Below are 12332 nucleotides of genomic sequence, written 5' to 3'. Positions count from 1 at the left end.
CCGGTCGGCGTCCGGCGCGGGCGGGCGCGCTCACAGCCCCGACGCCCTCTGCCGGCGCACGAGCAGGATCAGCACGGGCGCGCCCAGCACGGCGGTCACGATCCCGGCGGGCAGCTCGGCCGGGCGCAGCACGATGCGGCCCACGACGTCGGCGGCCAGCAGCAGCACGGGCGCGAGCACGATCGTGTACGCGAGGATCCAGCGCTGGTCGGGCCCGACGATCCAGCGCGCGATGTGCGGGATCATCAGCCCGACGAAGGCGATCGGCCCGGCCATCGCCGTCGCCCCGCCCGCGAGCAGCGTCACGGCGACCACCGCGACGGCCCGCACCACGACGACGTTCGCCCCGAGGGAGCGCGCGAGGTCGTCGCCGAGCGCGACCGCGTCGAGGCTCCGGGCGATGAGCGCGGCGAGCAGCACACCGACCGCGAGGAACGGCGCCACCGGCACGAGCGCATCCCAGCCGCGGTCCTGCAGCGAGCCCGACTCCCACGCGCGCATGGCGGTGAAGCCCTGCGGATCCGCCAGCAGCATCCCCGAGGTGACCCCCGCGAGAACCGCGCCGAGGGCGACGCCGGCGAGCGTGAGGCGCACGGGATCGCCGCCGCCGCGCCCCGCGGATCCCACGACGTAGACCACGACGGCGGCCACGAGCGCGCCGCCGAAGGCGAACCAGAGGTAACCGCTCACGGCGGTCACGCCGAGCACGCCCGTCGCGATGGCCACCGCGAACGCCGAGCCGGCGGTGACGCCGAGGATCCCGGGATCCGCCAGCGGGTTCCGCGTGACGGCCTGGATGAGCGCGCCCGCGACCCCGAGCGCGAGGCCCGCGGCGAGGCCGACGAGGGTGCGCGGGACGCGGAGGTCGAGGATCACGACGAGCTCGGCCGGGTCGCGCGGGCGCCCGGCGAGCGCGTCGACGACGGCGCCGAGCGGGATGTCGCGCGACCCCACCGCGATGCTCGCGAGGCACGCCAGCACGAGCACGCCGACCGCGAGCAGGAGGCCGGCCGAGCGCGAGAGGCCGCTCCGGGCCCGGCCCTCGGGGGCGTCGGGGGCGGAGGCGCGCGCGAGGACCCGGAGCGACATGACCCGCACAGCCTACCTGGCCGTTAGGTTAGGCTGCCCTTGCCTGACGGGATCCACACCGGCCCGTCACCCACGCTCCACCGAGAGGCCCCGCACCATGAGGTTCCCCACCACCGGCTTCGCCCTCGTCGCCGTCGCGACGCTCGCCCTGACCGGGTGCAGCTCCGCGAGCGACACCGGCTCCACCGCCCCGCCCGCATCCGGATCCGCCACCGGCGCCTTCCCCGTGCAGGTCGACACCAAGTTCGGCGAGGTCACCGTGCCGAGCGAGCCGAAGCGCGTCGTCGCGCTCGGCTGGGGCGACGCGGAGACCGCGCTCGCGCTCGGCGTGCAGCCCGTGGGCGCGTCCGACTGGCTCGGCTTCGGCGCCGACGCGGACGGCGTCGGCCCGTGGGCGCAGGGCCTCTACACGGAGGAGCCGCAGCTCATCGAGACGCTCGAGCCCTCCTACGAGGCGATCGCGGCGCTGAAGCCCGACCTCATCCTCGACACCAAGGGCTCCGGCGACCAGGACCGCTACGACCGCCTCTCGCAGATCGCCCCCACCATCGGCGTGCCCGAGGGGGCCGACAGCTACCTCACCGACATGGACGACCAGGTCGACATGATCGCCGAGGCCCTCGGCCGCGAGGACCAGGGCGACGCCCTCCTCGAGGCCGTCGACCAGCGCTTCGACGAGGTCGCGGCCGCGCACCCGGACTGGGAGGGCAAGACGGTCACGGCCGCCACCAAGACCAGCGAGGGGTGGGGTGCATACGTCGAGGGCAGCGAGCGCGTGGAGTTCCTCGAGAAGCTCGGCTTCGAGCAGAGCCCGACCGTCGCCGGCCTGCCCGCCAACTCGGGCGGCTTCTCGGTCGACATCTCCTCGGAGCAGCTCGACCTCCTCGACGCCGACCTGATCGTGGCGTTCCCGATCTTCATCGACAAGGCCGTGATCACCGACGACCCGCTGTGGCAGGCGATCCCCGCTGTGGCGGCCGGGCACTCCGTCGTCATCGACGGCGACCTCTCCTCGGCGTACTCGATCGGCACGACGCTCTCCACCGGATACGCGCTCGACCAGCTCGTGCCGCTGCTGGAGACCGCCACGTCCTGATCCGGATCCCGCACCACGTTCGAGGGCCCGTCGCGCACGCAGCGCGGCGGGCCCTCCGTCATGCGGGGCGGGTCACGTCGGAGCGTCGAGCATCGCGGTGAGCGCCCGCCGGTAGTCCTCGAACGCGCGGCGCCCGACGGTCGTGAGCGCGAGGTACGTCACGGGCTGTCGCCCCTCGTGCGTCTTCCGCACCTCCACGTAGCCGGGGTCCTCGAGCTTCCGGAGGTGCGTCGACAGGTTGCCCGCCGTCATGTCGAGGATCTCCTGCAGCCGCGGGAAGGCGAGCGCCTCCCCCGCGTCCAGCGTCGCGAGCGCCGCCACGATGCGCAGCCGGGCCTGCGCGTGGATCACGGGGTCGAGGTCAGGCAAGGCGGGCTCGCAGCGAGCGGCGCGTGCGACCGGCGAGCAGGGCGGCCACGATCCCCGTCACGAGGTAGGCCCCTCCGCCCACGACGGCCATCACGAGGTAGTTGCCGGGGTAGCCGGCGAACGGGGCCGCGAGCGCCGCGACCACGAGGATCGACCCCAGCAGCAGCGACGAGCGCGAGTGGAAGAGCGCGGCGGTCGACAGCAGCATGAGGCCGGCGACGAACGAGAAGCCCGACGTGTAGAAGATCGACAGCAGGCGGCTGGGTGCGTCGTTGAATGCCAGGCCGATGCCGAGCACGTAGACCGAGACCATGGCCACCGACCAGCTGATCCCGTAGACGCGCCCCTGCCAGGCCGACTCGGGCGAGCTCTCGACTCCCGGGGCGTTGCGGATCCCGAGCACGATGCTCACGATGCTCGACAGGGCGATGAGGCCCGCGAAGATCCCGACGGCGACCGGCAGCGGCAGGCTCACCGCGTCCGACCCGTCGATGAGCCAGAGGGCCGTGTACCCGAGGATCCACGCGACGCCCCAGCAGACCTCCATCACCCAGACGAACGACATCTGCGCGTCGACCGCGACCCGGCGCTGGTCCTCCATGAGCGCGTGCATCTCCCGCGGGTCGGGCGCGGGCCCGTCGTCGTCGATCGCCGTGTCGTGCGTGTGCGCCGCCTGGTCCATCGCTGCCTCTCCGCGGACGACCCTCGCCCGCCGGGCTCCCGCCCTCGCTACTTTGTAACGCAAAGTGCTTTGCTGTGTCAATGGCATTCGTCAGGATGATGTGCCCGCGCTGGGTCTCGACGATGATCGACGCATGCCCGACCCCCACAGGATGAGTCCGCCGCACGGCCTTCCGCGTGCGCTCCTCGCCGGGATGGCAGCCGCGTCGCTGATGCTCGCCCTCGGCGGCTGCACCGCCGGGACGACCGCATCCCCGGTCTCGACGGCCGTTCCGTCGTCCCCGGACCTAGCCCGCCCCGCCCCGACGGATCCGCCCGCGCCGAAGATCCTCGGAGGATCGGGCTCCACCCCGACGGCTGCAGGCCCCGTCGAGATCGCCTCCGGCGTCCTCACGCGGCCCTCCGCCGGAGGACGTGAGGCCGGACACATCACCGTCACGGACGTCGGGCGCGCCCACGATCTCGAGGTGCGCCTCACCGGCTTCGATGACGTGCCGGAGTCGATCGGAACTCACCTGCTCACGGGACCGTTCACGCCCATCGTGGGGTGCCTGCCGGATGCGTTCACGAAGGTCGCGTCCTTCGGCTCCTTCCAGCCCGGCCAGGGCGAAGGCCGCATCACGAGCTTCCCCCGGTCGTGGGGCATCAGCCTCCTCCAGGACGGGGACGCCCATGTCATGCTGACCGTCCCGAGCGCGATGTTCCCCGACGAAGGCACCTGCCTCTACCCGGTGCTCGCGGAAGGGGACGTGACGTGGAACGCACGTTGATCCCCGCGGCCGCCGGCCTCGCCTGGATCGCCGCCGGCGTCGTCTACGTCGGCACCGAGGCTATCGCCGCGTCCGCCTTCCCCGGTTACAGCTACTCCGCCGACTACATCAGCGACCTCGGCGTGCCCGACGTCGCCGAGTACCAGGGTCGCGCCATCGACTCGCCGCTGCACGCGGTGATGAACGCGGGCTTCATCCTGCAGGGCGTCCTCTACCTGCTGGCCGCCGTCATCGCCGCCCGCGCCCTGCGGGCCGGCCCGCGTCGCGCGTTCGTCGCCCTCGCGGCGGTGCACGCCGTGGGGATCACGGTGGTCGGCCTCATCCACGGCAGCGCCTCGAGTGCGGCGAGCGGCATCGGCTGGATGCACGTCGTCGGCGCCGGCATGGCGATCATCGCCGGCAACGCGGCGTCGATCGTCGCGGGGATCGGATCCGGCCGCATCGGCGCCGCGCGCGCCTTCCGCGTCGCGAGCGTCGCCCTCGGCGTCATCGGCCTCGTCGCGCTCGCCCTGCTGCAGACGCTCGGCGGATCCGACGTCGACGGGGTCTGGGAGCGCGGCTCCGTCTACACCGTCACCGCGTGGGAGCTGATGGCGGGCATCACCGTGCTCGTCGCCGCGCGTCGCGCACGTCTCGGCTAGCGCCGCTCCGCCGCCTGCAGCGCCTCGAGGTTCCGGTTGTACGCCTCGAGCTCGGCGTCGCCGTCGCGGTCGGCCTTGCGGTCGTACCGCACGGAGTCGCGCTTGTCGCTCTTGCTCCACATGATCGCCGTGACGATCGCGAGGACCACCGTCGGGATCTCGCCGATGCTCCACGCGATGCCGCCGCCGGCCTGCTGGTCGGCCAGCGCCGACTCGCCCCACGGCCGCCCCATGGCGCCGAACCAGTCGGCGAGCAGCAGCCCGGTGCCGGTCATGAGCGACAGGCCGAAGAACGCGTGGAACGCCATGGTCGCGAGCAGGAGCAGCAGGCGCATCGGGTAGGCGAGGCGCACGGGCATCGGGTCCACGCCGATGAGGTTCTGCGTGAAGAGGTACCCGACGATGAGGAAGTGCACGATCATCCACTGGTGCCCGATGTGGTCGGTCGTGGCCCAGCTGAACAGCGGCGAGTAGTAGAAGACGAGCAGCGACCCGGCGAACAGCACGGCCGCCACGATCGGGTGGCCCACGAAGCCGGCGAACCTGGAGTGCACGGCCATGAGGATCCACTCGCGGCCCCCGCGGCTGCCGTCCTGCCGCTTGCGGATGGCGCGCATCGCGAGGGTGACCGGGGCGCCCGGCACCAGCAGCAGCGGGATGACCATGGCGAGCACCATGTGCGCCAGCATGTGCGAGCTGAAGAGGTACTTCTGGTAGACGTTCACGCCGCCGTTGGTGATGTAGAAGAGGCCGATCATGCCGGCGACCCAGAGGATCGAGCGGTGCAGCGGCCAGGCGTCGCCGCGCTTGCGGAGGCGGTGCACGCCGGCGAGGTAGAAGAAGATCCCGAAGGCGCACAGCAGGATCCAGAGCAGGTCGAAGTTCCACTCGGTGAGATAGCGCATGGGCGTCAGCTCGGGCGGCAGGGGCTCGCCGGTGAGGATCTGCGCGGGCGTCGGATCCGGCAGCTGCGTCGCGACGACCTGGCTCACGGGCGGCGCCGTGCGGGCGAGCGCGGCGGCCACGCCGGACGCGACGCCCATGAACGCGAGCTCCGCGGTGACGAGCCACCAGAACGGGCCGCGAGCGGTGGATCCGCGCTCCTCGAGCCGCCCGATGAGCACCCGCCGGTACGCGGCGCCGAAGAGCCCGAGCGCCAGCAGCGCGGCCACCTTGATGAGCACCAGCAGCCCGTACGCGGTGAGCAGCCGGTCGAGCGAGCCGACGCGGATCTCCGCGCTCACGTACCCGGAGGCCGCGACGACCACGAAGCACACCAGCGCGACCGCCGAGTAGCGGCGCAGCACCGGCACGAGCCGGTCGCCGTCGAGCTTCGACCGCAGCAGCACCATCGTCAGGAGCCCGCCGAGCCAGACCGCGGCGAACACGAGGTGCAGGCCGAGCGCGTTGACCGCGGCGTCGTGGCCCTCGGTGCCGCCCGCGTGGCCCTGCTGGGCCATGGGCACGAGTCCGCCGACGGCGACCACGAGCACGAACGCGATGGCCGTGTGGTTGCGGACCGCGAAGCACAGCACCGTGACGGTCGCGGCGATCAGCGTGGTCGCGAGCCACGCCTGGCCCACGGAGATCTGCGTCAGCACCAGGCCGAGGCTCGTGCCGAACTCCGAGCTGAACGAGAACGGCGTGCCCGAGACGCTGAGGAACGTGAAGAACGCGGTGATCGCCGAGGCGACCGTCCAGAGGGCGGCTCCCGCGGCCGCGATGTCGAGCGCGCGCCCGTACTCGGGGCGCTTCCGCGACAGGGCGAAGGCCGCGAGCAGCAGGGCGCCGATGGCCGTGGCGGCCGAGATGTTCACCATCATCTTCGCGGCGGGCAGCCCGTAGCGGACCACGGGACCTGCGTCCTCGAGCAGCTGCGGGGCGGCCCCTCCGCCGATGGCGAGCGCGGCCAGCAGCGAGAGGAACGCGACGATGAGGAGGGCGGCGGGCCCCGCGACGCGGAGGAGTCTGGGCATGAGGAGATCAGCCTAGCTCGCGTGTCCTGACGGCCGGCTGGCCGTCGGGATCGGCACGGGCACGGGGATCGGCGCACCCCGGGAACGCGACAGCGGGGGCGCCGACCGGAGTCGGCGCCCCCGCTGGGCGTGTGGTGAGGAGGACTACTTGACGGCGGCCTTGAGCTTGCTGCCGGCGGAGACCTTGACGCCCTTGGACGCCTTGATCTCGAGGGGCTCACCCGTCTGCGGGTTGCGGCCCGTGCGCGCGGCGCGAGCCGTCTGCTCGAACGCGACCCAGCCCGGGATCGTGACCTTCACGCCGTCGGCGACGTTGGTCGCGACGGTGGAGAAGAGCGCGTCCAGGACGCCGTTGACGGCGGCCTGGCTCTGGCCCGACTCCGCGGCGACGGCGGCAACGAGCTCGGTGCGGTTGAGTGACTTGTCAGCCATGGGTGTCCTCCTCGGACCTGGTGCCGTTCTTCTCGAGCGGCCGTGTGGTGGATGGTGTCTGTCTACGTCAGCGGACCGTGCGAGCCGAAGAGGCCGTCAGCGGTCCGATCGGCCGTACGGCCGCTTGGAACCTACCAGCTGGACTTGGTGATGCCCGGAAGCTCGCCGCGGTGGGCCATGTCACGGAAGCGCACGCGGGAGATGCCGAACTTCGACAGGTTGCCGCGGGGGCGACCGTCGATGCCGTCGCGCTGGCGGACGCGGACGGGCGAGGCGTCGCGCGGGAGGCGCTGGATGCCGGCGCGGGCCGCCTCGCGGCTCTCGTCGGTGCCGTTCGGGTCCACGAGGGCCTTCTTCAGCTCGAGGCGCTTCGCGGCGTACCGCTCGACGATGACCTTGCGCTGCTCGTTGCGGGCGATCTTGCTCTTCTTGGCCATGGTTAGCGCTCCTCGCGGAAGTCGACGTGCTTGCGGACGACCGGGTCGTACTTCTTCAGCACGAGGCGGTCGGGGTTGTTGCGGCGGTTCTTGCGGGTGACGTACGTGTACCCGGTGCCAGCCGTCGAGCGGAGCTTGATGATCGGACGGACGTCCTGCTGCTTGGCCATTAGATCTTCACCCCACGACCGAGGAGGTCCTTGACGACGGACTCGATGCCGCGGGCGTCGATGACCTTGATGCCCTTCGCGGAGAGCGTGAGCTTGACGTTGCGACGCAGCGAGGGGACGTAGTACGTCTTCTTCTGCACGTTCGGGTCGAAGCGGCGCTTGGTGCGCCGGTGCGAGTGCGAGATGTTGTGTCCGAAGCCGGGGACGGCGCCGGTCACCTGGCAGGTTGCTGCCATGGTTTCCTCCGTAGGTACCGTAGGGCGAGACCGCCCTACCCAAGATTTCTTGTCGGCACGCCCGTCCCCGGTTCTCGAGAGAGGGGGATGGGCGCACATGCGAGCGGATGAGCCGCTCGGCCAAGGATCGAGGCTACGCGACGACACGCCCGGGCGCAAGCCGAGGGCCCGGGATCATGCGGATGCGGGGGCCTCGGAGGTGCTGGCCGTCGGGTCGCCCGCCGCGTCGGCCGCCCGTCGCGTGCACTCGGCGCAGAGGCCGAAGACGTCGACCACGTGGCTCGGAGCGGTGAAGCCGTTGCGCGCGGCGACGTCGTGGGCCCACGACTCGACCTCGTCGGCCGCGATCTCGACGGTCTTCCCGCACACGCGGCAGATGAGGTGGTGGTGGTGGCCGCCCGTGGCGCACGTGCGGTACAGCGCCTCGCCGTCGGGCGACTGCAGCGAGTCGGCGTCGCCCTCCGCGGCGAGGTCGCCGAGGGCGCGGTAGACGGTGGCCAGGCCGATCGGGGATCCGGCGTCGTGGAGCCTGGCGTGCAGCCGCTGCGCGCTCACGAACTCCGTCGATGCGTCCAGCGCCTGCCGGACGGCCTCGCGCTGCCACGTGTTCCGCTTCATGCCCGTGCCCTCCCGGCGGGCGATCCTCCCCGCCCCGCCAGGGTACGCGTCCCGCCCGACGTGCCGCTGCGCGCCCGGAGGGCGTCGATGCCGCGGCAGACCAGGTAGATGGCGAACGAGATGGTGGTGACGTACGGGCTGATGGGGATGCTGCTGCCGAGCGCGAGCAGGATCCCGCCGACGATGCTCGTGAGCGCGAACAGAACGCTGAGCGAGACGACCACCCGGGGCGTCGACGAGACCCGCATCGCGGCGGCCGCCGGCGTGACGAGCAGAGAGAGCACGAGCAGCGCGCCGACGATCTGGATGGAGACGGCGGTGCCGAGCCCGAGCAGGATCATGAACACGATGGAGAGCAGGCGCACGGGGACGCCGCGGGCCGCGGCCACGTCGGGGTCGACGCTCGCGAACATGAGCGGCCGCCAGACGACGGCCAGCCCGACGATGACGACGGCGCTGATGGCGACGAGGTAGCCGAGCTGCGGGTTGTCGACGGAGACGATCTGGCCGGTGAGCAGGCCGAACTTGTTGCTCGCGCGGCCGTCGTAGAGGGCGAGGAAGAGGATCCCGAGGCCCAGGCCGAACGGCATGATCACGGCGATGATCGAGTTGCGGTCCTTCGCGCGCGTGCCGAGCACGCCGATGGCGATCGCGGCGATGAGGGAGCCGACCAGGGATCCGCCGACGACGTTCACGCCGAGGAGCAGCGCCGCCGCGGCGCCCGCGAACGACAGCTCGCTCACGCCGTGCACCGCGAAGGCGAGGTCGCGCGTCATGACGAAGACGCCGATGAGGCCGCCGACGACGCCGAGCACGGCGCCCGCGATGATGCTGTTGCGCAGCAGCGCGACGAGCGCGCCGTAGTCGGAGAAGTCGAACAGGCGCGACCAGACGTCTCCCGCGTCGGCGATGAGGTGGATCACGCGGCCCTCCCGTCGGCCGGTGACGCGCCGGGGGCGTCGGTCGCGTGCACGCCGTGCGGCCCGTGGTCGCCGTGCAGGTCGTGGTCCTCGTCGTCGTGCGAGTGGTGGCCGTGGGGATCGTCGGTGGCGCCCACCACGACGACGCGACCGCGCACGCGCACCACGTCGACGGGCGTGCCGTAGAGCGAGCTCAGCACCTCGGAGTCGAGGACCTCGTCGGGCGTGCCGATGCGGAAGCGCCCACCCACCAGGTAGAGCACCCGGTCGACCATGTCGAGCACGGGGTTGACGTCGTGGGTGACGAACACGACCGCGGCGTCGGTCTCGCGGCGGTGCCGGTCGATCAGCTCGCTGACCACGCGCTGATGGCCGAGGTCGAGGCTGAGGAGCGGCTCGTCGCAGAGCAGGAGCCGCGGATCCGACGCCAGGGCCTGGGCCACGCGCAGCCGCTGCTGCTCGCCGCCCGAGAGGGTCGCGACCGGGGCGTCCGCGTATGCGGTGGCGCCGACGGAGTCGAGCAGCTCGTCGACGCGGGCCCGCTCGGCCCGCCGGCTGAGCGGCAGCCCCCAGCGGTGGCCGGTGACGCCGAAGCCGACGAGGTCGCGGGCCCGCACGGGCGTCGCCGCGGTGATGAGCTTCTGCTGCGGGATGTAGCCGATGCGCCGCGCACCGCGGCGCACCGGCTCGTCGAGGAAGCGCATCTCCCCCGACGTGAGGCGCTGGGCGCCGAGGACGGACTTCAGGAAGCTGGTCTTGCCGGATCCGTTCGGGCCGAGCACCGCGACGAACTCGCCGGGCGCCACGTCGAGGTCGAGTCCGCTCCACAGGGTGCGCGCGCCGAACGCGAGCGTCGCGTCCCGCAGGCTCAGGACGGGTGCGCCGGTCACGATCCCCGGATCGCGGAGGCCACGGCGTCGACGTTCTCGGTCATCCACTCAACGTACCCGCTGCCCGCGGGCAGGTCGGCGGGCAGGGTCTCGGTGACGGGCACGACCGGGACGCCGGCGGCCTTCGCGGCGGCGACGACCTGGTCGGTCGTGGCGCCCGTGGTCTGCGAGTTGTAGACGAGCGCGGCGACCTTCTTCTCCGAGAAGAGCGCGAGCGTCTCCTTGAGCACGTCGGCGGGGACGTCCGTGCCCTCCTCGATCGCCTCGCTGAACTCGTCCGGCGTGCGGTTCTCGAGGCCCATCGCCGCCGTGAGGTACAGCGGCACGGGCTCGGTGATCGCGACGCCCTTGCCGGTGCCTGCGGGCTTCGCGGCCGCCTCGGCGTCGGCGATGGCGTCGAGCTTGGCGGTGAACGCCTGCTCGTTGGCCTCGAAGGTGGAGGCGCCCGCGGAGTCGGCCTTCGAGAAGGCCTGCTCGATCTGCTCGGCCAGCTTCTTCATCGTGGGCATGTCGTACCAGACGTGCTCGTTGAACTCGCCCTCCGCCGGCTTCTGGTCGTAGCCCGAGATGTCGGCCGCGTTGAGGAGGACCGGGCTCTTCCCGCCGGGCAGCGCGCTGATCATGGTGTCGACGAAGTCGTCGTAGCCGCCGCCGTTCTGGATCACGACGTCGGCCGTGGAGAGCGCCAGCTGGTCGCGCGAGGTGGCCTGGTACTCGTGCGGGTCCTTGTCGGGGCTGTCGATGATCGACGTCACCTTCACGTCGTCGCCGCCGATCTGCTTCGCGATGTCGCCGTAGACGTCGGTCGAGGCGACGACCTCGAGCGTGCCGCCGCCGGAGGCGGACGCAGACGAGTCGTCGGAGGGGGACCCGGATCCGGATGCGCAGCCCGCGAGCGGGACGGCGAGGAGCGAGACGGCGAGCAGGGCGGTGAGGGGGCGACGGTTCATGGATCCGACGATACGGTATTGATAACCGCTATCAGCACCACCTCGCTCCCGCTGTGGAATGCGGGCGACTACTCCAGGAGCAGCGCGGGCTCCTCGATGATGCTCGCGACGTCCGCCAGGAAGCGGCTCGCGACGTCGCCGTCGACCACGCGGTGGTCGAAGCTCGCGCCGATCGTGGTGACGAAACGCGGGCGCACCTCGCCGTCGACGACCCACGGCTTCTGCTTGATCGTGCCGAGCGCGACGATCGCGACCTCGCCCGGGTTGAGGATCGGCGTGCCGGTGTCCATGCCGAAGACGCCGATGTTCGTGAGCGTGATCGTGCCCTGTCCCATGTCCGCGGGGCTCGTCTTGCCGTCGCGGGCCGTGAGCGTCAGCTGCTCCAGCGCGCGGGCGAGCTCCAGGAGCGACATGGCCTGCGCCTCCTTGACGTTCGGCACCACGAGCCCGCGGGGCGTCGCGGCAGCGACGCCGAGGTTCACGTAGTGGCGGACGATGATCTCCTGGTCGGTCCACGAGGAGTTGACGGTGGGGTTCCGACGCACGGCCCAGATCATCGCCTTCGCCATGATGAGCAGCGGCGAGACCTTGACGCCTGCGAAGTCGGTGGACGCCTTGAGGCGCTTGACGAACTCCATCGTGCGGGTCGCGTCGACGTCGACGAACAGGCTCACGTGCGGCGCCTGGAACGCGCTCTGCACCATGGCCGCGGCGATGACCTTGCGGACGCCCTTGACGGGGATCCGCTCCTCGCGGGAGTCCGGCCACTCGGGCGTCTCGATGTTCTTGAACACGCTCGCCTGCTGCGCCGTGCGGATGACGTCCTCGCGCGTGATCTCGCCCACGAGCCCGGTGGCCTCGACCTCGGCCAGGTCGACCTCGAGGTCCTTCGCGAGCTTGCGGATGGGGGGCTTGGCGATGATCGGCACGGCGGACGCGGCGGGCACCGAGTCGGGACGCGGGGCACGGGCCGCGGGGGCCCCCGCCTGCGCGCCCGGACGCGCGGCATGGCGGGCGGCGGGGGCGGCGGCGGCCGGCTCCGCGCGGCGACGCCGGC

General features: G+C 72.1%; 16 protein-coding genes. 3 read left to right on the top strand and 13 right to left on the bottom strand.

Features of this window, described 5'->3' with window-relative positions; translation table 11 throughout:
• Window positions 1-30: 30 nt before the first annotated feature.
• Window positions 31-1089 carry a FecCD family ABC transporter permease gene (locus DZG00_RS06830; protein WP_119455484.1) on the bottom strand — a complete coding sequence of 353 codons (1059 nt, stop codon included), beginning with the start codon at window positions 1087-1089 and terminating at the stop codon, window positions 31-33.
• 97 nt (window positions 1090-1186) lie between these two features.
• On the opposite strand from DZG00_RS06830, the gene DZG00_RS06825 reads away from it, so the two are divergent.
• Complete coding sequence (locus DZG00_RS06825) at window positions 1187-2185, top strand: iron-siderophore ABC transporter substrate-binding protein (RefSeq protein WP_119381637.1); 999 nt, start codon at window positions 1187-1189, stop codon at window positions 2183-2185.
• A gap of 72 nt (window positions 2186-2257) precedes the next feature.
• On the opposite strand, the gene DZG00_RS06820 is transcribed toward DZG00_RS06825, so the two are convergent.
• Entirely contained in the window at window positions 2258-2554 is a 297-nt protein-coding gene (locus tag DZG00_RS06820) for a transcriptional regulator (protein WP_119381636.1), read from the bottom strand.
• Entirely contained in the window at window positions 2547-3236 is a 690-nt protein-coding gene (locus tag DZG00_RS06815; RefSeq protein WP_119381635.1) for a hypothetical protein, read from the bottom strand. Before DZG00_RS06815 ends, DZG00_RS06820 begins: the two co-directional genes overlap by 8 nt.
• A gap of 64 nt (window positions 3237-3300) precedes the next feature.
• Between DZG00_RS06815 and DZG00_RS06810 the strand changes: the two genes are divergently transcribed.
• Both DZG00_RS06810 and DZG00_RS06805 read left to right on the top strand, forming a co-directional pair.
• On the top strand, window positions 3301-4005 hold the full coding sequence (locus DZG00_RS06810) for a hypothetical protein (RefSeq protein ID WP_147359945.1): 705 nt from the start codon (window positions 3301-3303) through the stop codon (window positions 4003-4005).
• Window positions 3990-4646, top strand: coding sequence for a DUF998 domain-containing protein (locus DZG00_RS06805; protein WP_119381633.1), 657 nt, complete (start codon window positions 3990-3992; stop codon window positions 4644-4646). Before DZG00_RS06810 ends, DZG00_RS06805 begins: the two co-directional genes overlap by 16 nt.
• Here DZG00_RS06805 and DZG00_RS06800 read toward each other — a convergent pair.
• From DZG00_RS06800 to DZG00_RS06755, 10 genes are all read right to left on the bottom strand, one after another.
• Entirely contained in the window at window positions 4643-6622 is a 1980-nt protein-coding gene (locus DZG00_RS06800; RefSeq protein ID WP_119381632.1) for a bifunctional copper resistance protein CopD/cytochrome c oxidase assembly protein, read from the bottom strand. The genes DZG00_RS06805 and DZG00_RS06800 overlap by 4 nt on opposite strands.
• Before the next feature lie 144 nt (window positions 6623-6766).
• Window positions 6767-7054 carry an HU family DNA-binding protein gene (locus DZG00_RS06795; RefSeq protein ID WP_012039622.1) on the bottom strand — a complete coding sequence of 96 codons (288 nt, stop codon included), beginning with the start codon at window positions 7052-7054 and terminating at the stop codon, window positions 6767-6769.
• Between the two features lie 131 nt (window positions 7055-7185).
• Entirely contained in the window at window positions 7186-7491 is a 306-nt protein-coding gene (rpsN, locus tag DZG00_RS06790) for a 30S ribosomal protein S14 (RefSeq protein WP_015491493.1), read from the bottom strand.
• 2 nt (window positions 7492-7493) lie between these two features.
• Complete coding sequence (gene rpmG, locus DZG00_RS06785) at window positions 7494-7661, bottom strand: 50S ribosomal protein L33 (protein ID WP_011187086.1); 168 nt, start codon at window positions 7659-7661, stop codon at window positions 7494-7496.
• Window positions 7661-7897 carry a 50S ribosomal protein L28 gene (gene rpmB, locus DZG00_RS06780; protein ID WP_015491494.1) on the bottom strand — a complete coding sequence of 79 codons (237 nt, stop codon included), beginning with the start codon at window positions 7895-7897 and terminating at the stop codon, window positions 7661-7663. The genes rpmG and rpmB overlap by 1 nt, the downstream gene beginning before the upstream one ends.
• 174 nt (window positions 7898-8071) lie before the next feature.
• Window positions 8072-8515 (bottom strand): Fur family transcriptional regulator, encoded by a 444-nt coding sequence (locus DZG00_RS06775; RefSeq protein WP_119381631.1) that lies wholly within the window; start codon window positions 8513-8515, stop codon window positions 8072-8074.
• Window positions 8512-9438: a metal ABC transporter permease gene (locus DZG00_RS06770; RefSeq protein ID WP_119381630.1), complete on the bottom strand. Its 927-nt coding sequence runs from the start codon at window positions 9436-9438 to the stop codon at window positions 8512-8514. The genes DZG00_RS06775 and DZG00_RS06770 overlap by 4 nt, the downstream gene beginning before the upstream one ends.
• Window positions 9435-10325, bottom strand: a complete 891-nt coding sequence (locus DZG00_RS06765) for a metal ABC transporter ATP-binding protein (protein ID WP_119381629.1) — start codon at window positions 10323-10325, stop codon at window positions 9435-9437. The genes DZG00_RS06770 and DZG00_RS06765 overlap by 4 nt, the downstream gene beginning before the upstream one ends.
• Window positions 10322-11275, bottom strand: a complete 954-nt coding sequence (locus DZG00_RS06760; RefSeq protein ID WP_119381628.1) for a metal ABC transporter substrate-binding protein — start codon at window positions 11273-11275, stop codon at window positions 10322-10324. The genes DZG00_RS06765 and DZG00_RS06760 overlap by 4 nt, the downstream gene beginning before the upstream one ends.
• 68 nt (window positions 11276-11343) lie before the next feature.
• The coding region (locus tag DZG00_RS06755) for a dihydrolipoamide acetyltransferase family protein (RefSeq protein ID WP_147359944.1) at window positions 11344-12332 on the bottom strand (989 nt) is incomplete at its 5' end.

Origin of the sequence: Clavibacter lycopersici (genome assembly GCF_003576405.1) — a bacterium.
Lineage (GTDB): Bacteria > Actinomycetota > Actinomycetes > Actinomycetales > Microbacteriaceae > Clavibacter > Clavibacter lycopersici.
This window is presented reverse-complemented; position numbering and strand designations above follow the sequence as displayed.

Bases quoted from the DNA above. Each gene is read 5' to 3' on its own strand.
- DZG00_RS06800 (WP_119381632.1), bottom strand. From the start codon at position 6,622: ATGCCCAGACTCCTCCGCGTCGCGGGGCCCGCCGCCCTCCTCATCGTC.
- rpmG (WP_011187086.1), bottom strand. From the start codon at position 7,661: ATGGCCAAGCAGCAGGACGTCCGTCCGATCATCAAGCTCCGCTCGACG.
- DZG00_RS06830 (WP_119455484.1), bottom strand. From the start codon at position 1,089: ATGTCGCTCCGGGTCCTCGCGCGCGCCTCCGCCCCCGACGCCCCCGAG.
- DZG00_RS06775 (WP_119381631.1), bottom strand. From the start codon at position 8,515: ATGAAGCGGAACACGTGGCAGCGCGAGGCCGTCCGGCAGGCGCTGGAC.
- DZG00_RS06815 (WP_119381635.1), bottom strand. From the start codon at position 3,236: ATGGACCAGGCGGCGCACACGCACGACACGGCGATCGACGACGACGGG.
- DZG00_RS06795 (WP_012039622.1), bottom strand. From the start codon at position 7,054: ATGGCTGACAAGTCACTCAACCGCACCGAGCTCGTTGCCGCCGTCGCC.
- rpmB (WP_015491494.1), bottom strand. From the start codon at position 7,897: ATGGCAGCAACCTGCCAGGTGACCGGCGCCGTCCCCGGCTTCGGACAC.
- DZG00_RS06825 (WP_119381637.1), top strand. From the start codon at position 1,187: ATGAGGTTCCCCACCACCGGCTTCGCCCTCGTCGCCGTCGCGACGCTC.
- DZG00_RS06760 (WP_119381628.1), bottom strand. From the start codon at position 11,275: ATGAACCGTCGCCCCCTCACCGCCCTGCTCGCCGTCTCGCTCCTCGCC.
- rpsN (WP_015491493.1), bottom strand. From the start codon at position 7,491: ATGGCCAAGAAGAGCAAGATCGCCCGCAACGAGCAGCGCAAGGTCATC.